This is a genomic window from Dactylosporangium sp. CA-139114 (assembly GCF_050955725.1).
Taxonomy (GTDB): domain Bacteria; phylum Actinomycetota; class Actinomycetes; order Mycobacteriales; family Micromonosporaceae; genus Dactylosporangium.
The window spans coordinates 6,128,004-6,154,705 of the sequence record NZ_CP192080.1 but is presented as its reverse complement, the minus strand read 5'-3'; the positions used below and the strand labels follow the sequence as shown (position 1 = coordinate 6,154,705).

Here is a 26,702-nt window from a genome sequence, read left to right as displayed (position 1 = left end):
AGAACGGGCAGGCCGGTGAGTGTCACCCATACCGCCACCGAGGACGCGGAGCGCCCCGGAGGTCGCGAGGCCGGGCGATTCCTGACGTTCACGCTGCACGGCGAGGCGTACGCGCTGGACATCTTCCACGTCATCGAGATCATCGAGTACCGGGCGCTGACCGCGGTGCCGATGGCGCCCGACTTCGTGCGCGGGGTGATCAACCTGCGCGGCCGGGCGGTGCCCGTTGTCGACCTGGGCATCCGGTTCGGCCAGGGTGCCACGGCCGTTGCCCGGCGTACCAGCATCATCATCGTGCGCAGCGGTGACATCGGCGGCACCGACGGCCAGGACGTCGGGATCCTCGTCGACATGGTGAACAAGGTCGTCGGGTTCGGCCCCGGCGACGTCGAGCCGCCGCCGACGTTCGGCACCGGCATCCAGCCCGAGTTCATCAGCGGCATGGCCCGCCGCGAGAACGACTTCATCATCGTGCTCGACCTGGAGCGGGTCCTGTCGCCGGCCGAGTTCGCCGCGATGTCCAGGGCCGGCCGCGAGGACGACGGCCCGTGACCGGGTCGCTGGAGGCGCCACCGGAGATCACCGGCGCCGACTTCGCCGCGATCAGTGCGCTCCTGCAGCAGCGGACCGGCATCCGGCTCCAGCCGGGCAAGGAGACGCTCGTCATGGGGCGGCTCAGCAGGCGGCTGCGGCAGCTGGGGATCGCCGGCTACGACGAGTACGTCCGGCTGCTGCACGCCCCCGACGGCCGCGAGCTGCGGCAGGCGATCGACCTGCTCACGACCAACGAGACGTCGTTCTTCCGCGAGCCGCAGCACTTCGACTACCTGCGCGACGTGATCGTGCCCGCGCACCGGCCGGGGCGCATGTTCCGGCTGTGGAGCGCGGCCAGCTCCAGCGGCGAGGAGGCGTACACGGCCGCGATGGTCCTGCTGGAGCGGCCCCCGGCCGGCGGCTGGGAGATCCTCGGCACCGACATCTCGACCCGGATCGTGACCGGGGCGCGCCGCGGGCTCTACCCGCTGGAGTCGGCCGGGCGGATTCCGCAGGAGCTGCTGCGCCGGTACTGGCTCAAGGGCCGCGACGAGTACGCCGGGCTGATGGCGGCCGGCTCGACACTGCGGGAGCGGGTCGCGTTCCAGCACGCCAACCTGCTCGACGACCTGAGCGACCTGGGCCTGTTCGACGTCATCATGCTGCGCAACGTCATGATCTACTTCGACCATCCGACGAAGGTGGCGCTGGTCGCGCGGCTGCAGAAGATGCTGTACCCCGAGGGCCACCTCGTCGTGAGCCTGTCCGAGACGCTCAACGGCATCCCGTCGCGGCTGCGGATGGTCAGCCCGTCGATCTACCGGCTCCCGGCGGGCACTCGTGACTGACGACGTGTTCCTGTACCCGGGTGGGTTCCACTTCGCGCGCGCCGGAACCCGCATCTCGACGCTGTTGGGCTCGTGCGTGGCCGTCTGCCTGTGGCATCCGCGGCGGCGCATCGGCGGTATGTGCCACTTCATGCTGCCCAGCCGCCACCGTGGCCCGGGCACGCCGGGCGACGGCCGCTACGCCGACGGGGCGTTCGAGCTGTTCCTGCGTGAGCTGACGGGGACCGGGACGAGCCCCGCGCAGTACCAGACGAAAATCTTCGGCGGCGGCGCGCAGCTGACCGAGGGCCGGGTCGCCGGCGCCAACGTGACGGCCGGGCTGACGCTGCTGGAACGGCACGGCTTCGCGGCCCCGACGGGGGACGTCGGCGGCGGCGGAGCGCGGTTCCTGCGCTTCGACCTGGCCACCGGCGATGTGTGGGTGCGCCGCAACGAACGCTTCGAGCTGGACGTGGCGTCGTGAGCATCCGCACGCTCATCGTGGACGACTCGGCCGTCGTGCGCCAGGTGCTGTCGGCCGTGCTCGGCGCGGCGGCGGGCATCGAGGTCATCGGCGCGGCCGGCGACCCGCTGCGCGCCATGACCCTGATGCGGCGCAGCTGGCCGGACGTGATCGTGACCGACATCGAGATGCCGGGCATGGACGGCCTGGCGTTCGTCAAGCAGGTGATGTCGATCCGGCCGACGCCGATCGTGGTGTGCTCCTCGCTCGTCGGCCCGGGCGCCCGGGCCGGGCTGGAGGCGCTCGCCGCGGGCGCGGTCGCCGCCGTCGCCAAGCCGGCGAGCGGGGTGAAGCGGTACCTCGAGGACGACAGCGGCCACATCGTGCCGGCCGTGCGCGCCGCGGCGGCGGGCACGGCGCGGCGCCCGCAGCGTCCAGCGGCCCCTCCGGCGGACCCGGCCAGCGCGCCCCGCCGGGCGGAGCGGCGGATCGTGGCGATCGGCACGTCCACCGGCGGCACCCAGGCGCTCGAACGCGTCCTCACCGCGCTGCCGGCCCGCCCGCCGGCCGTCGTCGTCGTGCAGCACATGCCGGAGAAGTTCACGGCCGCGTTCGCCGAACGGATGAACGCGCTGTGCGCGGTCGAGGTACGCGAGGCCGCCGACGGCGACCGGGTCCGTGACGGCCTGGTGCTCGTCGCGCCCGGCGGCCGGCACCTGGAGCTGCTGGCCGACCCGCTGGCCGGCTACCGGGTGCGGGTCTTCGACGGCCCGCCGGTCAACCGGCACCGCCCGTCCGTCGACGTGCTGTTCCGCTCGGTGGCCAAGGCGGCGGGCCCGGACGCGCTGGGCGTGATCATGACCGGTATGGGCGACGACGGCGCCCGCGGCCTGCTGGAGATGCGCCGCGCCGGCGCCGCGACCGTCGCCCAGGACGAGGCGACCTGTGTCGTGCACGGCATGCCGAAGGAGGCCGTGGCGATCGGCGCCGTCGAACGCGAGGTGCCGCTTCCTGCGATTGCAGAGGTGATCCGTAACCATGGCTGAGGTCTGGTACGTCATTGTGGCCCTGCTGGTGGGCCTCGGGATCGGCTTCGCGGCCGGCCGGCGCCGCCCGGCGCCGCCGCCGTCGCCCGGCCCGGCTCCGGACGCGTTCCGCCGCGGCGTCGGCGAGTTCGCCGAGGCGGTGGCGCCGGTGTGGTCGGCCCAGATCGAGTCGTCGCGGGCGCAGATGGAGGCCGGGATCGGCGCCGTCACCCAGCAGTTCAGCCAGATCGTCGACAACGTCGACGCGGTCCTGGCCTCCTCGGCCGACGCGCTCGGCCCGCACGGCGGCGGCGCGGGGTCCTTCGACCGCGGCCGGGAGCGCCTCGGCAACGTCGTGCACATCCTGGACAACGCGATGCGGGCCAAGCGCCAGGCCGTGCACGATCTGGCCGGGCTCGCCGGGTTCAACGACGAGCTCAGGCAGATGACCGCCGACGTGGCCCAGATCGCCGCCCAGACGAACCTGCTGGCCCTCAACGCCTCGATCGAGGCGGCCCGGGTCGGCGCGGCCGGCGCCGGCTTCGGCGTCGTGGCGCTGGAGGTCCGGCGCCTGGCCGACCGGTCGCTGCAGACGTCGGAGCAGATGGCCGAGAAGGTCGGCGGCATCGGCTCGGCCATCGCGGGGGTGCTGGCCGGTGCGGAGGGCGACGCGGAGCGGGAGAGTGTCGCGGTGGCCCGGGCCCACGACGACGTCCAGGAGGTCATCGACGACCTGCAGGAGGTCGTCAACCGGTCGCGGGAGTCCTCGCAGCGGCTGGAGCGGGCGGCGGTCGAGATCCGCTCGTCGATCTCCGACGCGATCGTGAGCCTGCAGTTCCAGGACCGGGTCGGCCAGGTGCTGCAGCACCTGGAGGACAACATCAAGAGTCTTCCCCGCCACGTCGCCGAGGCTCCGGACGCCGGGCCGCGGGCGCAGAAGCTCCTGGCCGAACTGGAGCACACGTACACCATGCAGGGGGAGCTGCAGGCGCACCGAGCCGGTGCGGTGACGGAGGCTCCCACCTCAGAGATCACGTTCTTCTAGGAAGGTGGCACGCATGTCCAAGACCGTTCTGATCGTCGATGACTCGGCCTCGGTACGACAGGTCGTCACGATCGCGCTGAAGGGCGCCGGTTACGAGGTCATCGATGCCGTCGACGGCCAGGACGCGCTGCGCAAGCTCGCCGGCAAGCGGGTCCACCTGATCATCTCGGACGTCAACATGCCCAACATGGACGGCATCACCCTCGTCGGCGAGGTCCGCAAGCAGCCCGACCACCGGTTCACGCCGATCATCATGCTGACCACCGAGTCGCAGGAGGAGAAGAAGCGCCAGGCGCAGGCGGCCGGGGCGAAGGCGTGGGTCACCAAGCCGTTCCAGCCGGCGCAGATGCTCGCCGCCGTGTCGAAGCTGATCGCTCCGTGACCGGCCCGGTGCCGGCCCGGCTGGAGATCGAGGGCGAGCTGACCATCATCTCGGCGGCCGAGCACCACGAGCGGCTGCTGCGCTTCCTCACCGGCGGCCCGGACCTGGAGATCGGGCTGTCGGGCGTGATCGAGCTGGACACCGCCGGGCTGCAGGTGCTGCTGATGGCCCGGCGCGAGGCGCAGCGGCGGGCACTGCGGCTGCGGCTGACCGACCACAGCCCGGCCGTGCGCGACGTGCTGGCCCTGGCGTGGCTGACCCCGGACCTGGAGGCGGCGGCATGAACGACGACGACTTCCGCGATGCCCTGGACACGTTCCTCACCGAGGCCCGCGAGCTGGTGCAGGACTTCGAGGAGGGGCTGCTGGAGCTCGAGTCCGCGCCCGACGGGCCGGAGGCGGTCCGGGCACTGTTCCGCGCGATGCACACGCTGAAGGGCTCCGCCGGGCTGTTCGGGCTGCACCACCTGGTGTCCTTCACGCACGTGCTCGAGTCGGTCCTCGACGAGCTGCGCGAGGGCCGGCTGCAGGTCAGCGCCGGGCTGGTGAGCGCGCTGCTGCCCTGCGCGGACCACATCACCGCCCTGGTCGACGCGGTCGCCGAGGGCCGGCAGGAGCCGACCGCGGCCGAGCAGGAGGTGAGCGCGCGGCTGCTCGCCGGGCTGGCGCCGTTCCAGGCCGGCGGCGTGTCGCCGGCGCATCCGGCCCCGGCCCCGCCGTCCGGGCCGCGCACCTGGCTGCTGAGCATCTGGTTCGGGCCGGACTGCCTGCGCAACGGGATGGATCCGCTGTCGTTCGTGCGGTACCTCGCCCGGATGGGCACCGTCACCCGCCTGGCGACCCGCACCGACGCCCTGCCACGGGCCGACGAGGCCGACCCCGAGGTCTGCTACCTCGGCTTCGACCTGGAGTTCACGAGCGACGCGTCGAAGGCCGACATCGAGAGCGTCTTCGAGTTCGTCCGCGACGACAGCACGATCCGCATCCTGCCCTCCGACGAGGCCGCCGAGGTCATCGCGGCGCTGGAGGAGGAGGACCGGCTCGGCGACCTGCTGCGCCGCGGCGGAGTCGTCACCGACCGGGAGCTGGCCGAGGCGCTGGCCAAGCAGCACACGGGGGAGTCGGCGGGCCGCCCGCTCGGCGAGATCCTGGTCGAGGAGCAGATCGTCCAACGGCCGGTGGTCGAGGCGGCGCTGAGCAAGCAGCGCAAGGCCGCCGAGGGCCGGGTGCAGGACACCCAGACGATCCGGGTGTTCGCCTCCCGGCTGGACAGGCTCATCGACCTCGTCGGGGAACTGGTGATCGCCCAGTCCGGGGTCGCGCTGGTCGACGGCTACTCCGAGGAGCAGGCGCACGTGCTGCGGCTGGTCGAGGAGGTCCGCCACACCGCCCTGTCGCTGCGAATGGTGCCGATCGGCACCACGCTGCGCCGCTTCGAGCGGGTGGTCCGCGACGTGTGCGTCGAGCTCGGCAAGGACGTCGACCTGGTGATCACCGGCGGCGACGCGGAGATGGACAAGGCGCTCGTGGAGCGCATCGGCGACCCGCTGACGCACCTGGTCCGCAACGCCCTCGACCACGGCATCGAGACCCGCGCGGAGCGCGAGCGGCTCGGCAAGCCGCCCCGGGGCCGGCTGGCGCTCAACGCGTCGCACGACGCCGGCAGCATCGTCATCGAGATCTCCGACGACGGCCGCGGGCTGGACCGCGAGCGCATTCTCGCCAAGGCCCTGGAGCGGGGCCTGGTCGCCCGCGGCGAGACGCTGAGCGACCAGGAGGTCTACGCCCTCATCTTCGAGCCGGGCTTCTCCACCGCCGAAACCGTGTCCAACCTCTCCGGACGGGGCGTCGGCATGGACGTCGTCCGCGGCGCCGTCACCGCGCTGCGCGGCAGCATCGACGTGCAGACCACCCCGGGCGCCGGCACGGTGATGCAGATCCGGCTGCCGCTGACCCTCGCGATCATCGACGGGTTCCTGGTCTGCGCCGGCGACACGTACTTCATCGTCCCGCTGGACCGGGTCGTGGAGTGCGTGGAACTGCCGGCCGGGGCAAGCGGGCGGCAGTTCATGGACCTGCGTGAGCAGGCGCTGCCGTTCGTACGGCTGCGTGACGTGTTCGCCCTCAGCGGGCAGCCGCCGCGCCGGCAGAGCGTCGTCGTCGTCGAGCACGCCGGGCAGCGCGCCGGGCTCGTCGTCGACCAGCTCCTCGGCCAGTCGCAGACGGTCATCAAGCCGCTGGGCAAGCTCTTCCAGGATGTGCGGTGCGTCGTCGGGTCGACGATCCTCGGCAACGGCAGCATCGCGCTCATCCTCGACATCGACGCGCTGGTCTCGCAGTACATCGCGCGCGACCGGGTCGCTCAGAACCGGTCGAACTTGCTCTCGTCGATGGTGGACATGTCCTCGGCCGAGCGGCTCGCCCCGGCCGGGACCAGCGCGGGCGCCGGGCGCTGAGCCCGGCCGGTGCCGCCGCCGGTGCGGTGCGCGCCGCGCTCGTAGGAGGCGGGCAGTGCCGGCGCCCGCCCCGCCCGGCCCGGGTCGGTGACGAAGAACGTCATCATGTCCTGCAGCTGGTGGGTCTGCGCCGCCATCTGCTCGGCGGTGGCGGCCAGCTCCTCGCTCGACGACGCGGTCTGCTCGGTGACCTTGCCGATCTGGGTCATCGCGATGTTGATCTGGCGCACGCCGGTGGCCTGCTCGCTGCTGGCCGCCGCGATCTCCTGCACCAGGTCGGACGTCCGGGTGATGCTCGGGATGATCTCGCTGAGCAGGCTGCCGGCCCGCTCGGCGGTCTGCACGCTGCCGGCCGCGAGCTGGCTGATCTCCTGCGCGGCGATCTGGCTGCGCTCGGCGAGCTTGCCGACCTCGGTGGCCACCACCGCGAAGCCCTTGCCGTGCTCGCCGGCCCGCGCCGCCTCGATCGTGGCGTTGAGCGCCAGCATGTTGGTCTGGAACGCGATGTCGTCGATGATGCCGATCTTGCTGGTGATCTGCTTCATCGCGTCGACGGTGCGCTGCACCGCGTCGCCGCCCTGGTCAGCCTCGGTCGCGGCCTGCGTGGCGATGCTCTCGGTGGTGGTGGCGTTCTCGCTGTTCTGGCTGATGCTGGCGGTCATCTGCTCCATGCTCGCGGTGGTCTCCTCGACGCTGGCCGCCTGCTCGGTCGCGGCCTGCGACAGGCTCTGCGACGCACCGCTGATCTGGTTGGAGGCGTTGGCGAGCTGGTGCGTGGAGTCGATGACCGTGCGGACCGTCTCGGAGAGCCGGTCCAGGGCGCTGTTGAGCGCGGTACCCATCCGGCCGACCTCGTCCTGGCTGGTGACCTCCAGACGCTGGTCGAGCCGGCCCTGCGCGAGCCCGGAGAGCACGGCGACGGTCTCGCGCAGCGGGCGGGACACGGCCCGGACCACCAGCGTCACCATGCCGAACGTGACGACGATGGCGACCAGGGTCAGCGCGAGCAGCAGCAGCCGGGCGGTGCCGTAGTCGCGCTTGGACTCGTCCAGCGCGGCCTGCGCCGCGGCGTTCTGCCGCTGCACCAGGCTGCCGATTGCCGTGGCCAGGTGCTGCGCGATCGGGTCGACCTCCTCGCGGCTGATCCGGTTGTATTCGACGTAGTTGTTCGCCCGCGCGGTCGGGATCGACTTGCCGTTGAGCACCTTCTGGTAGTCCGACCACGCCGCCTCGAACGCGGCGCGGTCCGCCTTGGAGGCCGCGTCGGCGTTCCTGGCCACGTACGCCTGCCAGCTCTGGTTGAGCCCCGCGACCGCCTCGGTGATCTTCTGCTCGGCGGCCGCGGTCTCGGTGTCGCCCTGGGCCAGGGCCAGGCCACGGACCTGGAAGCGGACCTGCAGATAGTCCCCCGCGACGTCGTCGAGCAGTTGAACCGACTGCAGGTTGCGGTGGTACAGCGCGTTGAGGCGGTCCTGGCTGCTGCCGAGGTAGAACAGCCCGATCAGGCCGACCGCGGCCAGCAGCGCACACACCACGATGGCGACGATGCGCAGCTTCCACGCGACGGACACGTTGCGGAATGCGGACCCGATACTCACAGCTGGTGCTCCCCCCGAACGGCGCATTTCAACCGCACCAATCGGACCGCGCCCGCCTCACCTGAGCGTTCTGCCGCCGAGTGTGTCCTGGCCTGTCGGGACGAATGCCCCTGGCCGCTCGGGACGATCGCGTGCAACCGTACGCGATGCACCACCCGGGCCCGCGCCGTCGCGCGGTTCCGGGCAACCGTCGTGCCCATACCCGGCCCCGCGAAAGTCGAGGACGTCCGCGACCATGTATGACACTGGGTTTGCCGCCCCGCACACGCTGCGGGCGGCCGGCATCGTGATGTTGAGCGGTGTCCTGGGCCTGGCTGGTTGCACGAACAACCGGTTGCCGGCCGAGACGCAGAGCAGCCGACCGGCACCAAGCGGCGGCGGCACCGTGCCGCCGGGACCGGACGTTCCCCGCCTGCCGGCCGGCCTGGTCTGGTTCAACTGGGAAAACAACAGTGTGAGCGTCTACGACCCGGACGACGGCCACACCGTGTACCAGGCGCCGGTGATCGGCGGCGACAACGTGGTCGGGCTGACCGTGGCGACCGACGGCGCCTCGGCCGTCGGCGAAGACCACTGTGCCATGCTCGTCTTCCGCTGGGCCGGTCACCAGTTCACCAAGGTCGCGGAGCACCCGAAGCCCGGCGACGGCTGTTACAGGTTCGTGGAGCACCGCGACGGCCGGTTCTGGGCCGAGTCTGGCGACAAACCGCAGGGCAACCTGCAGGTCTCGCTGGACCCCGCGCAGCCGCAGACCCTGCGCGCGGAGGCGACCGTGGACTCCCTCGTGACCGGCGACGTCACCGTCGCGGGCCTGGCCGAATCGCACAGCACCATGACCGCGAGCAGCCGGCGGGTCGGCTCGATCGACATCTCCGGCCACGACGGGTCGGGCCGGCCGGTCTCCTACACGTGCAGGTTCCCGTTCGACCACGCGATGGTGCTGTGCACCGCGACGCTGCCGCTGGACCTGCCGGAGGACGGCTGGGCCGAGCCGTGGGGCAACGTGGCGGTCGCCAGGGTCGACCTGGCGGCGAAGGTGGTCACCCTCGAACAGGTCATGCCGCCCTCGGCGACCACGGTGATGCAGATGTTCATCTCGCCGGACCGCAAGGAGATCTTCATCCAGACCAGCGGCGGCTGGTTGCGGGTCGACCGCGCCAGCGGCCAGGCGCGACGGGTGGCGTCGCGGCTGCCCGCCCAGGAGCTGCAGCCCTGGGAGGACACCCCGTGGCTGGACTGGCTGTGAAGCGTCGCGCCCGCGCCGGCCTGCGCACCAGGGCGCCGGGCGGCGGGCAGGTCTTCGGACCCGGATGACGCCGGTGCGAAACAACGGGTCAAACCCTGGCCGGGCGATCAGGGTAGGCCCACGTCCCGGGACTGCTCGCCGCCGTCGATCAGCACGCCGCCGCCGTCCGCGACCGGATCACCGCGGGCGCCGGGATGCTCACCGAGCTCGCCAGCTATGCCGACGGGCTCATCGACCGCGCCACGCAGCTCGGCTGGCGCGAGCCCGACGCCGCCACCGCCGACTGGCGCGGGGCGCCCCCGGTCACCGTCCGGCTGCTCGCGGTCTGTGCCCTGCACCGCCACAGCAGCCTTCCGCACCGCGCGGCGCCGGCCTGACCCGTCTGAGCGCCACCCGTCCATGTGCCACAGCCTCGCTGGCCAAGATCGGTGGGCGGCGGTCGTGCGGCCCGGAGTGAGTGTGCCGCGGGCCGCGGCGGGTACCTGTGGGGCGTTCGGCGCACACCCGCCGGCGCGGCCGTCCCCGCGGAAGCTGCGATGCGAAGACCTGTGCTCAACCTCGGCGCGCTCCTGCTGGCAGTGGCGCTGATGGTGTCCGTTGCTGTCGCGGCCGTGCTGCTCACGGGATCCGGCGGCTGCCCGCTCCCGCCGCGGCCGTACCTGCCCGGTGCGCGGGTGCTCGCGATGTCCGCGGCCGGCCGGCCGGCCGGGATGGGTGCTGCGGCCCCTCGCCTCGGCCGGCTCGGTGCCGGCGGGGTCCCGGCGTTGTGCGACGTCACGATCGTCTTGACGCACCCGCCGCTTCGTGACCGGGTGCGCATCGAGGTGTGGCTGCCACGGTCGACGTGGAACGGCCGCTTCCAGGCCACCGGCGGCGGTGCTCTTGCCGCGGGCGAGTTCGGGCGCGCCCTCGTCCCGGCGGTCCGGCAGGGTTATGCGGCGGCGTCCACCGACGCCGGATTGCCGGGCTCCCTGAGGCGCCCGCCCGTCTGGGCCCTGCGGCATGACGGGACGATCAACGAGGGGCTGCTGGTCAACTTCGGTTACCGCTCGGTGCACGACATGAGCCAGGTCGGCAAACAGGTGGTTGCCGGGTTCTACGGGCGGCCGGCCGCGTACTCGTACTTCACCGGCTGCTCAACCGGCGGCCGGCAGGGCCTGGTCGAGGCGCAGCGCTACCCCGGCGACTTCGACGGGATTCTCGCCGACGCGCCCGCCATCGCCTGGAACCGCCTCACCCTGGCCCAGTTCTGGCCGCAGGTGGTCATGAACGAGGCCGGCGTCCACCCTTCCGGATGCGAGTTCGCCGCCTTCAACCGCGCCGCGATTGCCGCGTGCGACGGCGACGACGGGCGCCTCGACGGGATCATCGGGCGGCCCGACACCTGCCGGTTCGACCCCAGCCGGCTCGTCGGCACGAGTGTGCGCTGTCACGACCGGACGATCCGGATCACCTCGGCCGACGCCGACATCGTCCGCAGGATCTGGGACGGCCCGACGACCCGCGCCGGCGAACGGCAATGGTATGGCCTGCCGCGCGGCGCGTCCTTCACCTGGCTGGCCGGCACGGCGAAGCCGATGTTCGGCCCGCGGCACGGCGCGCCGTTCCCCGTCGCCGCGGACTGGATTCGCTACTTTCTGCTCCGCCAACCGCACCGCGACGTCTCCACCATCGGCTACGCCGAGTTCGAGCGCCTGTTCGCCATGTCCAGGGCCCGGTACGGCGCCGTGATCGGCTCCGACAATCCCGACCTGTCCGCCTTCCGTGCCGCCGGCGGGAAAATGCTCACCTGGCACGGCCTGGCCGACCCGGTGATCTTCCCGCAGGGCACGGTCGGCTACCGCCGCCGCGTCGAGTCCGCCATGGGCGGAGCCGAGGCCACCGACCAGTTCTACCGCGTCTTCCTCGCCCCGGGCGTGGGGCACTGCTCCGGCGGGGCCGGACCCGCACCCACCGATCCGCTCGCGGCGCTCGTGGACTGGGTCGAACGCGGCCACGCGCCCGACACGTTGCCGGCCGCCACCACCGGCGCGCATCCGAACGTCGGCGGTGTCCTGTGCCGCTACCCGCAGCGGGCCACCGCCGACCACACATGCCGCTGACGGATGGAGCCGACCGCGGGCCCGACAGCGCCGGGCGCGCGCCGCGTCAATACGCGCCTGTGCCTTCCGATCACAGCAGAAGGTCGAAGATCCGCAGTGCTGCCTCCCATTGTGCGGTCTGCGGGTTCTTGAGGTCCGGTTCAATGATCTTGAAGGTGTGCGCGAGCGCGACGCTCAGGCCACCGACGATGCCCGGCAGCCGGCGCTCGGTCTCGTCGCCCAGCGCGAGGTCCAGCGGTGGCCTTGGGGCGAGCGCGTCCAGGATGGGGCGCAGCTCAATCTCCTCGTCGAGGTTCCGGAACTCGTGGATGCGCTCCTGCAGGCCCTTCGTGACCGGCAGGTCGTGCGGCGCGATGACGTCGCGACCGTTCGCCTTCGCCTTGGCCTGTGCGATCAGGAGCAGGTCGTAGACCTTCTGGTCGACGAAGTCGTTGTAGCGTTTGAGGTCGCTCTTGTCCACGTCCAGGCTCGCCGCCGCCCGGAAGAAGCGTTCGAATCGGTTGATGGCCAGCACCGGCATCCCGGTACCTCCTTTCTGGAAGTCGTCGGGAGCTACCCGCTATCGAGCCGCGCATGCGCCGTCGTACCTCGGCGGCTGAGGGCAGCGTCGGGTGATGCGAGCCGGGCCCGCGGACAGGTCGTACACGCGGACTGCGCCCGGGTGCCGGCCTCACCCCGGCGAGAGGGTACGGATCGGCCCGGGCCGGGCAACCGTTGGTTGATGCGAGCGTCGTCGTTTCCGCCGATCGAGTCGTATGGGTTCCTGTCCGACTGTGAGACGACCGCACTCGTCGCGCCCAGCGGGAACGTGGAGTGGCTGTGCCTGCCGCGGCTCGACTCGCCCAGCGTCTTCGGCGCGATCCTCGACCGGGACGCCGGCGGATTCCGTGTGGGGCCCGCGGACACCATGGTGCCGGCCGCCCGCCGGTACCTGCCGGGCACCATGGTGCTGGAGACCAGCTGGGGCACGCCGACCGGCTGGCTCATCGTCTGCGACGTCCTGCTCATGGGCCCCTGGCACCACGACACCGACCGATCCTGCACGCACCGCCGCGCGCCGACCGACTACGACGCGGAGCACGTGCTGCTGCGCATGGTCCGCTGCGTCAGCGGTGAGGTGCAACTCAACTTGGACTGTGAGCCGATCTTCTGCTACGGCCGGCTGCCGGGGCGCTGGGAGTACCCGGGCATGGACTACCACGAGGGCCTCTGCCGCGCCGAAGGCAGCGACATCGAGCTGCGGCTCACCACCGACCTGCGGATCGGCTTCGAGGCGAGCCGCGCGGTCGGCCGGACTCTGCTGAAGGACGGCGACCGGCGTTTCTGCGCGCTGTCGTGGACCGCGCGGGAGCCGCCGCGCGACTGGGACGAGGCCGAGGGGCGGCTGATCTGGACCGCCCACCACTGGCAGCACTGGCTGGCCCGGGGCAACTTCCCGGACCACCCCTTCCGGGCGCACCTGGAACGCAGCGCGCTGACCCTGAAGGGGCTGAGCTACGCCCCGACCGGCGCACTCGCCGCGGCGGCCACCACCTCCCTGCCGGAGACCCCCGGCGGCGAGCGCAACTTCGACTACCGGTACAGCTGGATCCGCGACTCCTCGTTCACGCTGTGGGCGCTGAACACGCTCGGCCTCACCTGGGAGGCCGACGACTACCGCCGGTTCATCATCGAGATCGCCAGCCGGTACATCGACCTGCAGGTCATGTACGGCGTCGGCGGCGAGCGTGACCTCACCGAGCACCTCCTCGAGCATCTGCACGGCTACGAAGGCGCGCGCCCGGTACGGGTCGGCAACGACGCATTCCACCACCACCAGCACGACGTGTGGGGCACGATGGTGGACTCGGTGTACCTGCACACCAAGACCCGCGACTGGCTCGAGGACCGGCTGTGGCAGGTGCTGGTGCACCAGGTGGAGAGCGCCGCGATGCACTGGCGCGAGCCCGACCGCGGCATCTGGGAGGTCCGCGGCGAGCCACGGCATTTCACGTCGTCGAAGGTGATGTGCTGGGTGGCACTGGATCGGGGCGCCCGCCTGGCCCGGCTGCGCGAGGATCGGGTCCGCGCCGAGCAGTGGCAGCAGTGCGCGGACGAGGTCCACGCCGACATCCTGGCCAACGGCGTCGACGAGCACGGCATCTTCAAGCAGGCCTACGACACCGACACCCTCGACGCCTCGCTGCTGCTGGTGCCACTGGTCCGTTTCCTGCCGCCGGACGACCCTCGGGTCCGGGCGACCGTGCTGGCCATCGCCGCCGAGCTGACCGTCGACGACCTCGTGCTGCGCTACCGCACCGAAACCACCGATGACGGCTTCACGGGCAAGGAGGGCGCGTTCGCGGTGTGCTCGTTCTGGCTGGTGTCCGCGTTGGTGGAGATCGGCGAGGCGGAACGCGGCCGACGGCTGTGCGGCAAGCTGCTGTCCTTCGCCGGACCGCTCGGCCTGTATGCCGAGCAGATCGAGCCCGAGAGCGGTCGGCACCTCGGCAACTTCCCGCAGGCGCTCACCCACCTGTCCCTCATCAATGCGGTCTTCCACGTCATCCGCAGCGACGAGGCGTGATCGGACGAGGCGTGATCGCCGCCCGCGTTCGCAGGAGTGCGCCCTGCGGGGGCACCTGGCCGGCTACCCGGTCGATGAGCGGATGCCCGCAAGGGTCGTTTCGGCCCATTGGCGCAACGCAGGCGCGGGTGCGGCGCCCGACTTGCGGGCGAGGACCTTGCCGTCGTGCATGATCAGCAGTGTCGGGACCGCCTTCACGTCGAAGCGGCGGGACAGCATCGGAGCGGCGTCCACGTCGACCTTGACGAGCTTCAGCTTGCCGGCGAGGTCCCGGGCGACCTGCTCCAGGGCGGGGGTGACCATGCGGCAGGGTCCGCACCAGGCCGCCCACAGGTCGACCACCACCGGGAGGGCCGACTGCTCGGCCACGGCGGCGAACGTGGCGTCGGTCGCATCGGCGATCCACGGCAGGGGCTGATGGCAGTTGCCGCACCGCGGAACGCCGGGGGCCGCCGCGGGGACGCGGTTGCGGCGCCCGCAGTGCGGGCAGACGACGATCTCACCGCTCATGAGCGGGACCTACCCCCAGCGGTGACGGTCATGCACAACGTGTGCGCAAGCCCGATCGAGGTCAGAGCACCTCGAGCGGCGTGGGGCCGTCCGGCGGCGGGAACGCGCGGTCGAGGTCGGCGAAGTCCTCGGCGGTGAGTCGCAGGTCCAGCGCGGCACGGTTTTCCGCGGTGTGCTCCGGGTGGGCGGCCTTCGGGATCGTGGTGATCCCGTCCTGGCGGATCACCCAGGCCAGCGCCACCTGCGCCGGGGTGACGCCGTGCCGCTCGGCGACGGCGATGACGGTCGGATGGCGCAGGACAGTTCCCCGGTGGTCGAACGGCGCGTAGGCCATGACGGTCAGTCCGGAGCGCTGGCACGCCGGCAGCAGGTCCCACTCGATGCCGCGACGGGCCAGGTTGTACAACACCTGGTCGGTCTGCACGGCGTGGCCGTTGGGCACCGCGGTGACCTCTTGCAGGTCGGTGGTGTCGAAGTTGCTGACCCCCCAGAACCGGATCTTGCCCTGCTGCTGCAGCAGCGTGAACGCCTCCACGGTCTCGTCGACGGGCACCGGGCCGGGCCAGTGCAGCAGGTACAGGTCGATGTGATCGGTCCGCAGCCGGTGCAGGCTTCGGTCGCAGGCCTCCATCGTGCCCGCCTGGTCGGCGTGCTCCGGCAGCACCTTCGTCACCAGGAACACGTCGTCGCGGCGGCCGAACACCGCGTCACCGACGAGGCGTTCGGCGGCACCGTCGCCGTACATCTCGGCGGTGTCGATGAGGGTCATCTCCAGGTCGAGGCCCAGCCGCAGCGCGGTGAGCTCCTCGTCGCGACGGGTCGGGTCCTCCCCGAGGCCCCACGTCCCCTGTCCCAGCACGGGAATCTGTTCGCCGGCCGGCAGTTCCACCATCCGCATGCTCAACGTCTTCATCGCAGCGCACTACCTCGGCCTGGGGGTGGGCAAACCCCCGTTGGTTCAGGCAGTGCTCGGGGGGTAGCAGTCAGGGTCCCCAAACCGTCGCGCGAAAGGAGCAACCCCCATGTCTACCTCCGCCGCGGTCCGGCACAGCCCGATCGCCACCGTCAACCCCTACAACAACCAGCTCGTCCGTGAGTTCCCGCCGATGAGCCGGGAGGCCGTCGACAACGCAGCGCGGCAGGCGCACCACGCATTCCAGCCCTGGCGCCAGGCCGGCGTCGACGAACGGGCCACGCTGGTCGGGCGGGCCGCCCGGCTGCTGCGCGAGCGCAGCGAGGAGCTGGCCCAGCTGGTGACCCTGGAGATGGGCAAGCTCATCGGGCACAGCCGCGCCGAGATGGACCTGTCCGCGAGGATCCTGCAGTACTGCGCCGACGAAGGGCCTGGGCTGCTCGCCGACGAGCCGTTGGAGCTCGAGGGCGGATCGGCCGCCATCGTCAACGATCCCCTGGGCGTGATCGTGGGCGCCGAGCCGTGGAACTTTCCGGTGTACCAGGTGGTGCGGTTCGCCGGACCCAATCTGGTGCTGGGCAACACGATCCTGCTCAAGCACGCGAGCAACACCCCGCAGACGGCCCTCGCCCTGGAACGGCTGTTCACCGACGCGGGGCTACCACAAGGGGTGTACACCAACCTGCTGATCACCGGCCCCGAGGTCGACCGCGTCGTGGGTCTCGACGTCGTGCGCGGCGCGTCGCTGACCGGCAGCGAGCGCGGCGGCGCCAGCGTCGGGGCCGCCGCCGGGCGCAGCATGAAGAAGAGCGTCCTGGAACTGGGCGGCAGCGATCCGTTCATCGTCCTCGACGGTGACAACCTCGAGCACACCGTCGATGCGGCCATGACGGGGCGCATGCACAACATGGGACAGAGCTGCGTGAGCGCCAAGCGGATGATCGTGATGGCAGGCGCGTTCGACGGGTTCGTGACCGCGCTTGCCAAGCGTATGCGCGCGCTGCGGCCCGGCGATCCCGCCGACGAGGCCACCACGCTGGCGCCGATGTCGTCGGAGCGCGCCGTCGAGAAGCTGTTGGACCAGGTCATCGATGCCCTCGACAAGGGCGCCACCGCGGTCGTCGGCGGCGGGCGGATCGATCGCCCCGGCGCATTCCTGCAACCCACGCTCCTCGTCGGCGTGACCCCGGCGATGCGGGCTTACCACGAAGAACTGTTCGGCCCGGTAGCCGTTGTCTATCAGGTGCACAACGACGACGAGGCGGTCGCGCTCGCCAACGACTCGCCCTACGGCCTCGGCGGTACCGTGCTCGGCACCGATCTGGCGCGGGCTCAGTCGGTCGCACGCCGGGTCGACAGCGGGATGGTGTGGATCAACCACCCGACGTCGTCGGAGCCGAACCTGCCCTTCGGCGGCATCAAGCTGTCGGGGTACGGGCGTGAGCTGTCCGAGATCGGCTTCAAGGAGTTCGCCAACCGCAAGCTGGTCGTGACGATGCCCGCGGACACACCCATCACCGACGCTCTCGGCTGAGAGCAGCCGGCGGAAGTTCATCCGGGCCAGGGGAAACACGCTCCCGTCCGGCAGCCCATGATCGGAGGCGATCAAGCTGGCGAGACCCTCTCACGAGAGCTGGTCCGTGCTCAGGAAGGGAATCGATCCACCATGACTCTTGCACCGTTCACCTCCAGACGGCTTCGCGGCGCTCAGCTGGCCGGCATACCCGCCTACCGGTGGGACCCGCGCCGGGAGCTGGATGACATCACCAGCCGGTTCGGGCAGTTGATGCAGACGGTCCTCGGCGATCCCACCACGCTGGCACCGGCCGCGTGGTCGCAACTGACGCCGCCGATTGACGTCGAGGAGGTCGAGGACGCCTACGTCATCGACGTGGACCTGCCGAATGTGGACCCGTCCGACGTCGACCTCGAGATGCGGGGCGAGGAGCTGCGCATCTCCGGTTCCTTCCAGGAACGCGAACGCGGCGGCCAAGTGCGCCGCCAGAACCGCCCTACCGGCGAGTTCGAGTACATCGTCGACCTGCCCAGCGACATCGACGCCAGCCGGGTGGAGGCGACGTACAACAACGGCGTACTGACCGTCAGAGTCGGCAAGCGGCGCGACGCGCAGCCGCGCCGTATCGAGATCCAGGGCCAGCAGCAGGGCCAGCTGGGCCAGCAGCAGCAGGGCCAGCGGCAGGGCCAGCAGGGCCAGCAGCAGGGCCAACAGGGCCAGCAGGGCCAGCAGCAGGGCCAACAGGGCCAGCAGCAGGGCCAACAGGGCCGCACAGGGCAGGGTGGCCAGAGCCGGCAGGGTGACCGGCGTTGACCTGACCGACCAGACAGACGCTGGCAGGACGGTGATCACGGATGGCAGTGCAGTACGAAGAGCTCCTTCGCCCGGTCCAGCAGAGCCTCGGCGACGAGGAAACCGCCCTGCGGGCGGTCCGCGCCACCCTCGAGACGCTGGCTGAGCGGATCGGCAAGGACGAGGCGCTGCACCTGGTCCCCGCCCTGCCGCCGGAGGTGGCGCCGTGGCTGTTCACCACCGGACCGGCGCAACGCTTCGATTCCGCCGACTTCGTGAGCCGGGTGGCCCACCGGGAGGACGCGCCGGTCGAGGTGGCGCAGCGGCATACGGCGGTGGTGATGACAGCGCTGGGCCGGGCGCTGGACGACGAAACCTACCGGCACCTCACGGCACGGCTGCCCCGCACGTACGCGCCCCTGCTGCCGAAGGGGGAGTTCGCCGGCGGTGTCCCGACGGACAGCTTCCTACGCAAGGTCGCGGACCGCGCCGGGCTCGACCCCGGGCAGGCGCAGCGCGTGGCGGAGGCCGTCCTGGAGACCTTGGCCCGGCGCATCGGCGGTGAGGCCGAGGACCTGATGACGTTCCTGCCGGTCCAGCTGCATCCGGCGCTGCGGCGGGGCCAGCAGAAGCCCGCTGCGGACCTCGCTCCGGAGGAGTTCGTCGTCGAGGTCACCCAGCACACCGGGTTCCCCCCGGACCGCGTGATCCGGTACATCCGGGCCGTGCTGTCGACGGTGCGGGACGTCGTCGACGACGAGGAGTTCTTCGACGTGCAGGTGCAACTGCCCGGCCGGTACCGCGAGCTGTTGCGGGAGCCGTGAACGCACCGGTCTCACCCGGGAAGGATGGGCACTGCCGCCCCGACCCGGTGAAGGCTCGAACAATCGGGCCGCGAAGGGAGTGGCCCTCACGGTGCGCCCGGGGCGCCGAGGGCCGCAGCGGCCGGGGGAGGAGCGCCCGGGCGAGGGCAACGACGACGTCATCGACGCCGACTTCTCCACGGGGTGAGAGCCATGACTGAGCCGACCGCATCCGCACCCCCGACACCGCCGTCCGGCAGCGACGAGGTCGCGGAGCTCACCGATCGTCTGCACCGGGCACTCGCCGAGGTGGAGAACACGCGAAAGGCGGCCGGCCGCGACACGGCGGCGCTGCGGCAGTCCGAGCGGCTCGCCGTGTCGGCGGCATGGCTGCCCGTCCTCGACCATATCGACCTGGCGTTGCAGCACGCCGATGCCGACCCGGAGTCGATTGTCGCGGGCGTGCAGCAGGTGCGCGAGCAGGCCTTGCGCGTCCTGTCGCAGCTCGGCTTCGAACCGATCGACACGCCGGGTGTGCCGTTCGACCCGCAGCGGCACGAGGCGGTCGAGGTGGTCCGGGACACCGGCGCCGAGCCCGGCACGGTGGTGCGGGTGCTGCGGCCCGGGTTCGCGGTCGGGGACCGGCTGCTGCGGCCCGCCGTGGTTGTCGTGAGCGCGTTGCCGGAACTGCCCGAGGACACCACCACGACCACCACCGGCGCCGGGGAAGACGACCGACGGGACGGGGAAGCGGGTGGTGGCTGACGGTGGCTGACGCAGCGTCACCGCGACGACGTGCTCGCTATCTGAGGGCGGCTGCGGTGTCTTCGCCGACGCGGCCGGCGCTTTGGAGGTACTTCCACACCAGCTGCACTGCGGTGGCGCCTTCGCCCACGGCCGAGGTGACTCGCTTGATCGACCCCCGGCGCACGTCGCCGGCGGCGAACACGCCGGGCAGGTTGGTCTGCAGCAGCGGCCGTCGCGGCGGGTCCGGCTCGTCGCTGTCCGGGCCGGTGAGGATGAAGCCGTCCTCGTCGGTGGTGACTTGACCGGTCAGCCAATCGGTGCACGGCCGCGCGCCGATGAAGACGAACAGCGCACGGGCGGGAATCTCGCGGCGCTGCCCGGTGCGCTTGTCCTCGACCACGAGCCGTTCGAGCGTTTCGCCGCCCAGCAGCTCGCGTACCTCGGTGCGGAGGTGGGTCTCAACGGCCGGTGTCGTCTCGATCCGATCGACCAGGTAGCGCGACATGGTCTCGCCGAGGTCCTCGCAGCGGGCCAGCAGGTGCACGACCGGCGTGCATTTCGACAGGAACAGCGCTGCCTGGCCTGCCGAGTTGCCACCGCCCACGACCGCGACCGGGTCGTCGCGGCAGAACAGCGCCTCCGACAGGGTCGCCGCGTAGTACACGCTGTTCGCTTCGAACTCTTCGAAGCGCGGGACGTCGAGCTTGCGGTACTGCACGCCCGTCGCGATCAGGACGGTCCGGGCTGTGACCTCACCGCCGTTGTCGAGCTCGATGACATAGTGGCCTTCGCGTTGCTCCAGCCGGCGCGCCTGAGCCGGCACGCTGAACTTGGCTCCGAACTTCTTCGCCTGCACGACCGCCCGCTCGGCCAGTTCCCCGCCGGAGATCCCGGCTGGAAAGCCCGGATAGTTCTCGATCCGTGACGATCGGCCGGCCTGGCCGCCCGTCGCGAACGCGTCGAGGGTGACGGTCTGCAGACCCTCCGAGGCGCCGTAGACGGCGGCGGCGAGGCCTGCCGGGCCCGCCCCGACAATGGCGAGGTCGCACAACGTGGCGCCGGGTTGAGGTGCGGGCAGGCCCACCGCCCGGGCCAGCTCCGCGTTGCTCGGGTTGCGCAACACCTGCCCGGCCGGGCAGATCACCACCGGGGTCTGATCCGGTCGCACGTGCAGCCCGCGCAGCAGCGTCTCGGCGTCCTGATCCTTCTCCAGGTCGACCCACTGGTAGGGAATGCGGTTGCGAGCGGCGAATTCGCGCAGCCGCCGGTTGTCGGGCGAGAAGCAGGATCCGATGATCCGAAGCCCGGCACCGCGGCCGATCAGCAGGGAGCGGCGGATCAGGTACGCCTTCAGGATCAGGTCACCCAGGTCGGAATCGTCCGCGATCACGGCCTTGAGACGCTCGACCGGCATCCTGAGGACCTCGCCCGGCTCGCGCACCTGCGATGTGCAGAAGGCGGCCTCGCCGGTGAAAAGGCTCAGCTCTCCCAGGAACCGCTTGGGGCCGTGCACGCCGAGGACACGTTCGTCGCCGCCGAACCCGTCGACATTGGCTACCTTGCCGGCGAGCACCACGAAGAAGTCGTAGTTCTCCTCACCCTCCCGGATGAGCACCTCCCCGCTCTGCGTGCGGTGGCGCCGGCCCTCGGCGGCGAGGGCATGGATCTGGGCGTCATCCAAGCGTGGGTAGGCCCCGTAGGGGTCCGGCGTCTCGAGGAGCACGTTCACATCCACCCCCTCAGCAGGAGCACGTCCTACCCGAACCGTCGCCGGCTAACCCGAAGCATGTCGCCCAGGTCGCGATGGAACCGTCGACCTGGGCGACGCAGTGGGTCGGTGGACGTCGTACCCGCCGTCGCGCAGCGGCGACGGATGGATGCGGTGCGATAGGGACCGCCCGCCGCCGGACCGGGCGGCGCGAACCTCCGCGTCAGAGGTCCGGGTGCATGATCACCTTGGTCCAGCCGCGCTCACGCTTGTCGAAGTGCTCGTAGCCTTCCGGGGCCCGCTGCAGCGGCAGCTCGTGCGACACGATGTACGACGGCCGCGCCTTGTCCTCGATGATCAGGTTGAGCAGCGCCCGGTTGTACGCCTTGACGTTGCACTGCCCGGTGCCCATCGTCTGGCCCTTGGTCCAGAACAGGCCGTGGTCGAACGCGATCTTCCCCTCGTGGTAGAGCTGGTCCGGGCTGCCGGGGTCCTTGGGTACGAACACGCCGACAACGCCGATCGTCCCGGCGAACTTGACCGTCTGCACGAGACTGTTCATCGTCATCTCCGGGTGCTCCCGCCCGGACGCGTCGTGGGCCTGGTAGCCGACACACTCGCAGCCCCGGTCCGCGCCGAGACCGTTCGTCTCCTCCATCACCCGGTCGACGACGGACTCCTTGGACGCGTCGATCGGAATCGCACCGATCTTCGAGGCCAGCTCCAGGCGGTCCTGATGGAAGTCGACCACCATGATCTTGGCCGCGTTCTTGATCGTCGCCGACAGCGCCGCCATCTGACCCACCGGCCCGGCACCGTAGATCACCACGCTGTCACCGGGCTGCACACAGGCGAGCTGCGTCGCGTGCCAGCCGGTCGGGAAGATGTCCGCCAGCATCACCAGGTCGCGCTGCCGATCCCGGTCACGAGCGTTCTCCGGCAGCACCAGGCAGTTGAAGTCACCGAACGGCACCCGCAGCAGCTCGGCCTGACCACCGTTGTACGGGCCCATGCCGGCAAAGCCGTACGCGGCACCGACCATCCCCGGATCCGGATTCGTCCGCAGGCAGAACGCGGTCAGGCCACGCTCACAGTTCGCGCAGTGCCCACACGAGATGTTGAACGGCAGGCACACCATGTCACCGACACGGACCTTGTCGACGCCCGCACCGACCTCGATGACCTCACCGAGGTTCTCATGGCCCAGGACCCGGCCGGTCTCCATATCGGTCCGACCGTCGTACATGTGCAAGTCCGAACCGCAGATGTTGGTGGTGGTGATCCGGACCAAGACATCTTGCGGGTGCTCGATGCGCGGGTCCGGCACGTCCTTGACCGCGACCTTACGCGGTCCCTCATACACGACAGCCTTCATGACTCGCGCAGTACCCGGCCGCCGGGCGTTGAACTGGCCGGCCGGGCGAACCGGGGGATGTCCCTGCGGGTCTTGTGGGCGCGCGACGTCGACGCGGCGCGCGTTCGCGGCCGGCTCTCCCACGATGCCGGGGCGGTTGGAGGGGTGCAGGCCCGGACGTACATTGGAAATGTCCGCAATGCCCCATGTCGGAGTCGGGAGGCGGGCTATGGAGTACGACACCTTCATCGGGCTCGTGCGGGACCAGGGCGGGATCGACCCGGGTCAGGTGGACACGGTCAGCTGCATGGCCGTGAGCGTGCTGGCGCAGGCGATCTCGCCGGACGCCGCCGCCGACCTCGCCGACCGGCTGCCCGACCGGCTCCGGCCGTACCTGCGCCACGACGGCCCCACCGAGAGCTACGGCGCCGACGAGTTCCTGCGCCGCCTCGGCCGGCACATCGAGGCCTCGCCCGCGGCCTCCGAGCACGCCGCGCACGCGGTGCTGGTGGCGCTGCGCGAGGCCGCCGCCGGCGACGCGTACCGGCAGCTGCGCGCCGAGCTGCCGACCGACTTCGGCCCGCTGTTCGAGCCGGCCGGCGAGCCGCGCCGCGCCGAGCTGCCGCAGGAGGCGACCGGCCCGCGCGGCACCGGGACGGCCGCGCCGGAGACCGCCGCGCGTGAGGGAGTGGGCGCGCCGAAGGAGTAGTAGCCCGCTCAACGCGCGCTCGGGGCACCGACGGCCGGCAGCAGGTGCGCGACCTCGGGAGCGGTCGCGGCCAGCGCGTACGCCCGGCGCTCGGCGTCGACCTCGAAGCCCGTCGCCCGATGGGAGTGCTGGCGCATGTGCTCCCCCCAGCTCGGCACCTGGAACACCTCGACGAACGTCCACGGGTGCTCTCCCTGGCGGTACAGCCGCCATCCGGTCGCGCCGGTGCGCAGCCGGCCATCCCGCACCTGCTGCATGGCGTCCACGAACGCGGCCTCGTTCGTCGGCTCGACCCGGTAGGTCACGATGACGAGCACCGGGCCGGCCTCGGGATCTGGTTCGAGCTCGAGGTGGGGCTCCGGCCAGTACACCGTCGGGTTCCGGTCGATGTGGTGCGTGTCGAACAGCGGCAGCAGCCGGACGGTGGCTGCGCCGAGCAGCATCGCGGCGCCGGCGATCGCGAAGGCCCAGGCCAGGCCGGCGTCGGTGGCCACCGTGCCCCACAGCAGCGCGCCGGTCGCCTGGCCGCCGAAGATCACGATCTGGTACACCGAGAGGCCGCGTGCCCGCACCCACACCGGCAGGAACAGCTGCATCTGCGCGTTGATGGTGGACAGGACCGCCACCCACGCGATGCCGGCCGGCACGAGCGCCACGGTCACCGCGAGCATGTCGTGCCACAGCGCGATGAGCAGCAGGCAGCCGGCATAGGCGGCGCTGGCCACGAGCAGGCCGACGTTCGTCGGCAGCAGCCGGTGCAGGTGCGGCAGGAGGACCGCGCCGATGATCGCGCCGACGCCCAGGGCGCCCATGAGCGCGCCGTATCCGCCCGCGCCGACGTTCAGCAGCCGGCTGGCGACGAGCGGCAGCAGCGCCCACAGCGCGGTGGCGGGCACCACGAACAGCATGGCGCGCAGCAGGATCCGGCGGGTCACGGGGGAGTGGCGCACGTAGCGGCCGCCGGCGCGCAGCGCGGCCAGGAAGCGCTCCGGGTCCTCGCTCGCCGTCATCGGCCCCGGCCGCCAGGCGATGAGCACGGCCGCGAACACCGCGACCGACAGGGCGTTGAGCGCGAACACGCCCGCGATGCCGATCCACGCGATCACCAGGCCGGCCAGCGCCGGGCCGACGGCGCGGGCGAGGTTGACGCTGACGGCGCCGAGCGCCGAGGCATGGGCCAGGTCCCGGCGCGGTACCAGCTCGGGGATGAGCGCACCGAAGGCCGGGGCCGTCAGCGCCGCGCCGGAGCCGAGGGCGAACGTCAGCGTCAGCATCAGCGCCGGCGTCATCGCGCCGAGCGCGGTCGCGACCGTCATCGCGACACCGACCGCCGTCATGCCCAGCTGGACGGCGATGAGCAGGTGGCGGCGGTCGAAGATGTCGGCGAGGACGCCCGCGGGCAGGGCGAGCAGCAGCACCGGCAGTGTGGTCGCGGTCTGGACCATCGCGACGAGGATGTCCGCGCCCGGCATGGACACCAGCAGCCACTGGGCGCCAACCGTCTGCATCCACGTGCCGATGTTGCTGACCAGCAGCGCGATCCACAGCGCGCGGAACGTCGGCACGCGCAACGGCGCCCACACCGAACTAGCCGGTCCGCTCACCTGTCCCAGCGTCGCGGTCACGTCACCTGTCCCAGCGTCGCGGTCACGTGAGCCACGTACCCACTCGGTACGTCTTGTCGCGCTCCTACCGCGACTTTCCATGCCCGTTCTGACCTTGTCGGCAACGGTGGGTGTAACGCACCCGAAGTCAAGACGAAACACCTCTTGACACTGTCGCAGGCTGGATTAGTGTTCAGACCACCTGCTCACCCGATCAGCTATGCGCCGGTTGAGTGACAGCGGCGATGCCACGGCGTGCGCTCGGGGGGACGGGCGACCGCCATCAACGAATCGGGCTTCCACGCCCACCTCAGACGCCAGAGGAGGATCGATGTCTTCGCTCGACTTCACCTACGAGAACATCGACAAGGTCATCGACCGGTCGACCTGGGTGGCCCCGGTCATCGACCCCGAGAAGACGATGCTGCTGGTGCTCGACATGCAGAAGGCGTGTGCTGAGCCCGGCGGTGCCATGTACATCCCGAGCGTCGGCGGCGCCCCGGAGGGCAAGGACGTCGTCCAGCCGGTGGTCAACGTGCTCGAGGCCTGTCGTGCCAAGGGTATCCCGGTCGTCTGGTCCTTGTGGGGCCTGCGTGGTGACGGCAAGGACGCCGGGTTCGCCGACAGGAAGTGGGGCCTCGTGGGCCAGCTGGACACCTTCCCGGGGTCCTGGGGCAATGGAGGCGACGAGCTGGTGGACGAGCTCAAGCCGCTCGATGACGAGCCGGTGATCCGCAAGCACCGGTTCTCCTCGTTCTACGGCACGGCGCTGACCGAGTACATGCGCCGCGCGGGCCGCGACACCCTCGTCGTCGCCGGCCTGTCCACCGGCAACTGCCAGATCTCCACCGCGATCGACGGCAACAACCAGGACTTCAAGATCATTGTCCTGGCCGACACGACCGCCGCCATCCCGGCCTCCATCCCCGGCGGCGCTGAGCAGCCGCTCGGCTACGGCCAGCACTGGGAGGCCCTGCGCAACATCCAGGCCAACCACGGCGACGTGCGCACCAGCATCGAGTTTCTGCAGATGATCGGGGCCTGAGTCCCGCATCCCGGGCCGGTCGGCGGACGCCCGGCACGAGGCCCGCCGACCGGCTGTATTCGCACCACCGAACATCCGTCAGCACGAAAAAAGGACGTGAAAATGTCGCTTTCAGGCAAGCGCGTGGCCCTGCTCATCGAAGACGAGTACCAGATCCTCGAGGGCTGGTACCCCTTGCTGCGCCTGCAGGAAGCCGGCGCCGACGTTCGCGTCATCGGCAGCGGTACCAAGAACGTGTACGACAGCAAGGAGCACTACCCGATGCAGGCCGACGCCGCCGCGCCGGACGTGTCCGCCGCGGACTTCGACGCGGTGGTCATCCCCGGCGGCTTTGCTCCCGACAACATGCGCCTGCACCCGGAGATGGTGGACCTGGTCCGCGACGCCTACGAGTCGGGCAAGCTCGTCGCCGCCATCTGCCACGGCGGCTGGATGCTCGCCTCGGCCGGCGCGACGAAGGGCCGCCGGATCACCGGTTACCTGCCGATCCGGACCGACGTGGAGAACGCCGGTGGGACGTGGGTCGACGAGCCGGTCGTCGAGGACGGCAACGTCATCACCTCCCGCACGCCGGTCGACCTGCCCCACTTCGGCCGGGCGATCGTCCAGTACCTCGAGCGCGCCTAGCGCGTGCGGCGGCGGCCGAGCCGCGAGCACGCTGCAGGCCGTCGCCGTGCGGTGCGCCGAGCGCGTCAAGCGCCGGCACGCCGACATCGCCGCCCAGAAGACCACGCCCGGCACCGCCGACGCGCCCGGGC

At 71.3% G+C, this 26,702-nt stretch carries 26 protein-coding genes; 19 read left to right on the top strand and 7 right to left on the bottom strand.

The window, feature by feature from the left end; translation table 11 throughout:
• The first annotated feature begins 15 nt into the window (after positions 1-15).
• From ACQP2P_RS27150 to ACQP2P_RS27115, 8 genes are read left to right on the top strand one after another with little or no spacing between them, the layout of a single operon-like run.
• Positions 16-552 (top strand): chemotaxis protein CheW, encoded by a 537-nt coding sequence (locus ACQP2P_RS27150; RefSeq protein ID WP_433605374.1) that lies wholly within the window; start codon positions 16-18, stop codon positions 550-552.
• A complete protein-coding gene (locus tag ACQP2P_RS27145) occupies positions 549-1,382 on the top strand; it encodes a CheR family methyltransferase (protein ID WP_433605372.1) in 834 nt (277 codons plus the stop codon). The genes ACQP2P_RS27150 and ACQP2P_RS27145 overlap by 4 nt, the downstream gene beginning before the upstream one ends.
• Positions 1,375-1,845 carry a hypothetical protein gene (locus tag ACQP2P_RS27140; protein ID WP_433605370.1) on the top strand — a complete coding sequence of 157 codons (471 nt, stop codon included), beginning with the start codon at positions 1,375-1,377 and terminating at the stop codon, positions 1,843-1,845. The genes ACQP2P_RS27145 and ACQP2P_RS27140 overlap by 8 nt, the downstream gene beginning before the upstream one ends.
• Positions 1,842-2,870, top strand: coding sequence for a protein-glutamate methylesterase/protein-glutamine glutaminase (locus ACQP2P_RS27135; RefSeq protein WP_433605368.1), 1,029 nt, complete (start codon positions 1,842-1,844; stop codon positions 2,868-2,870). Before ACQP2P_RS27140 ends, ACQP2P_RS27135 begins: the two co-directional genes overlap by 4 nt.
• Positions 2,863-3,894, top strand: a complete 1,032-nt coding sequence (locus tag ACQP2P_RS27130) for a methyl-accepting chemotaxis protein (protein WP_433605366.1) — start codon at positions 2,863-2,865, stop codon at positions 3,892-3,894. Before ACQP2P_RS27135 ends, ACQP2P_RS27130 begins: the two co-directional genes overlap by 8 nt.
• Before the next feature lie 13 nt (positions 3,895-3,907).
• A complete protein-coding gene (locus ACQP2P_RS27125) occupies positions 3,908-4,276 on the top strand; it encodes a response regulator (RefSeq protein ID WP_395908106.1) in 369 nt (122 codons plus the stop codon).
• Positions 4,273-4,560, top strand: coding sequence for an STAS domain-containing protein (locus tag ACQP2P_RS27120; protein ID WP_433605364.1), 288 nt, complete (start codon positions 4,273-4,275; stop codon positions 4,558-4,560). The genes ACQP2P_RS27125 and ACQP2P_RS27120 overlap by 4 nt, the downstream gene beginning before the upstream one ends.
• A complete protein-coding gene (locus ACQP2P_RS27115; protein ID WP_433605362.1) occupies positions 4,557-6,731 on the top strand; it encodes a chemotaxis protein CheW in 2,175 nt (724 codons plus the stop codon). The genes ACQP2P_RS27120 and ACQP2P_RS27115 overlap by 4 nt, the downstream gene beginning before the upstream one ends.
• On the opposite strand, the gene ACQP2P_RS27110 is transcribed toward ACQP2P_RS27115, so the two are convergent.
• On the bottom strand, positions 6,638-8,329 hold the full coding sequence (locus tag ACQP2P_RS27110) for a methyl-accepting chemotaxis protein (protein ID WP_433605360.1): 1,692 nt from the start codon (positions 8,327-8,329) through the stop codon (positions 6,638-6,640). The genes ACQP2P_RS27115 and ACQP2P_RS27110 overlap by 94 nt on opposite strands.
• 235 nt (positions 8,330-8,564) lie before the next feature.
• On the opposite strand from ACQP2P_RS27110, the gene ACQP2P_RS27105 reads away from it, so the two are divergent.
• The 3 genes from ACQP2P_RS27105 (at position 8,565) to ACQP2P_RS27095 (ending at position 11,677) form a co-directional block, all read left to right on the top strand.
• Positions 8,565-9,575 (top strand): hypothetical protein, encoded by a 1,011-nt coding sequence (locus ACQP2P_RS27105; RefSeq protein ID WP_433605358.1) that lies wholly within the window; start codon positions 8,565-8,567, stop codon positions 9,573-9,575.
• A 131-nt stretch (positions 9,576-9,706) separates the two neighbouring features.
• The gene (locus ACQP2P_RS27100) at positions 9,707-9,952 is read left to right on the top strand and encodes a DUF6401 family natural product biosynthesis protein (protein WP_433619282.1); all 246 of its coding nucleotides are present in this window, start codon (positions 9,707-9,709) and stop codon (positions 9,950-9,952) included.
• A gap of 159 nt (positions 9,953-10,111) precedes the next feature.
• On the top strand, positions 10,112-11,677 hold the full coding sequence (locus ACQP2P_RS27095) for a tannase/feruloyl esterase family alpha/beta hydrolase (RefSeq protein WP_433605356.1): 1,566 nt from the start codon (positions 10,112-10,114) through the stop codon (positions 11,675-11,677).
• A 70-nt stretch (positions 11,678-11,747) separates the two neighbouring features.
• Here ACQP2P_RS27095 and ACQP2P_RS27090 read toward each other — a convergent pair whose 3' ends face one another.
• Entirely contained in the window at positions 11,748-12,197 is a 450-nt protein-coding gene (locus ACQP2P_RS27090; RefSeq protein WP_433605354.1) for a DUF1931 family protein, read from the bottom strand.
• 201 nt (positions 12,198-12,398) lie between these two features.
• On the opposite strand from ACQP2P_RS27090, the gene ACQP2P_RS27085 reads away from it, so the two are divergent.
• Positions 12,399-14,243, top strand: a complete 1,845-nt coding sequence (locus ACQP2P_RS27085; protein ID WP_433605352.1) for a glycoside hydrolase family 15 protein — start codon at positions 12,399-12,401, stop codon at positions 14,241-14,243.
• Between the two features lie 63 nt (positions 14,244-14,306).
• Here ACQP2P_RS27085 and trxA read toward each other — a convergent pair whose 3' ends face one another.
• Positions 14,307-14,753, bottom strand: a complete 447-nt coding sequence (trxA, locus tag ACQP2P_RS27080) for a thioredoxin (RefSeq protein ID WP_433605350.1) — start codon at positions 14,751-14,753, stop codon at positions 14,307-14,309.
• A 61-nt stretch (positions 14,754-14,814) separates the two neighbouring features.
• Positions 14,815-15,666 (bottom strand): aldo/keto reductase, encoded by an 852-nt coding sequence (locus ACQP2P_RS27075; protein WP_433605348.1) that lies wholly within the window; start codon positions 15,664-15,666, stop codon positions 14,815-14,817.
• Positions 15,667-15,775: 109 nt separating this feature from the next.
• On the opposite strand from ACQP2P_RS27075, the gene ACQP2P_RS27070 reads away from it, so the two are divergent.
• From ACQP2P_RS27070 to ACQP2P_RS27055, 4 genes are all read left to right on the top strand, one after another.
• Positions 15,776-17,200, top strand: a complete 1,425-nt coding sequence (locus ACQP2P_RS27070; protein ID WP_433605346.1) for an NAD-dependent succinate-semialdehyde dehydrogenase — start codon at positions 15,776-15,778, stop codon at positions 17,198-17,200.
• Between the two features lie 132 nt (positions 17,201-17,332).
• Entirely contained in the window at positions 17,333-17,995 is a 663-nt protein-coding gene (locus ACQP2P_RS27065; protein WP_433605344.1) for an Hsp20/alpha crystallin family protein, read from the top strand.
• A gap of 41 nt (positions 17,996-18,036) precedes the next feature.
• Positions 18,037-18,798: a DUF2267 domain-containing protein gene (locus ACQP2P_RS27060; RefSeq protein ID WP_433605342.1), complete on the top strand. Its 762-nt coding sequence runs from the start codon at positions 18,037-18,039 to the stop codon at positions 18,796-18,798.
• A gap of 192 nt (positions 18,799-18,990) precedes the next feature.
• On the top strand, positions 18,991-19,542 hold the full coding sequence (locus ACQP2P_RS27055; RefSeq protein WP_433605340.1) for a nucleotide exchange factor GrpE: 552 nt from the start codon (positions 18,991-18,993) through the stop codon (positions 19,540-19,542).
• A gap of 37 nt (positions 19,543-19,579) precedes the next feature.
• On the opposite strand, the gene ACQP2P_RS27050 is transcribed toward ACQP2P_RS27055, so the two are convergent.
• Together ACQP2P_RS27050 and ACQP2P_RS27045 are read right to left on the bottom strand one after the other, a co-directional pair.
• Positions 19,580-21,253, bottom strand: coding sequence for an FAD-dependent oxidoreductase (locus tag ACQP2P_RS27050; RefSeq protein WP_433605338.1), 1,674 nt, complete (start codon positions 21,251-21,253; stop codon positions 19,580-19,582).
• 202 nt (positions 21,254-21,455) lie between these two features.
• Positions 21,456-22,835, bottom strand: coding sequence for a glutathione-independent formaldehyde dehydrogenase (locus tag ACQP2P_RS27045; RefSeq protein ID WP_433605336.1), 1,380 nt, complete (start codon positions 22,833-22,835; stop codon positions 21,456-21,458).
• Between ACQP2P_RS27045 and ACQP2P_RS27040 the strand changes: the two genes are divergently transcribed.
• Positions 22,816-23,295, top strand: a complete 480-nt coding sequence (locus tag ACQP2P_RS27040) for a DUF2267 domain-containing protein (RefSeq protein WP_433605334.1) — start codon at positions 22,816-22,818, stop codon at positions 23,293-23,295. The genes ACQP2P_RS27045 and ACQP2P_RS27040 overlap by 20 nt on opposite strands.
• Before the next feature lie 8 nt (positions 23,296-23,303).
• Here ACQP2P_RS27040 and ACQP2P_RS27035 read toward each other — a convergent pair whose 3' ends face one another.
• Complete coding sequence (locus tag ACQP2P_RS27035) at positions 23,304-24,920, bottom strand: MFS transporter (protein WP_433605332.1); 1,617 nt, start codon at positions 24,918-24,920, stop codon at positions 23,304-23,306.
• Positions 24,921-25,230: 310 nt separating this feature from the next.
• On the opposite strand from ACQP2P_RS27035, the gene ACQP2P_RS27030 reads away from it, so the two are divergent.
• Together ACQP2P_RS27030 and ACQP2P_RS27025 are read left to right on the top strand one after the other, a co-directional pair.
• Entirely contained in the window at positions 25,231-25,944 is a 714-nt protein-coding gene (locus ACQP2P_RS27030; protein WP_433605330.1) for a cysteine hydrolase family protein, read from the top strand.
• 102 nt (positions 25,945-26,046) lie between these two features.
• Positions 26,047-26,571, top strand: a complete 525-nt coding sequence (locus tag ACQP2P_RS27025) for a type 1 glutamine amidotransferase domain-containing protein (protein ID WP_433605328.1) — start codon at positions 26,047-26,049, stop codon at positions 26,569-26,571.
• Positions 26,572-26,702 lie beyond the last annotated feature (131 nt).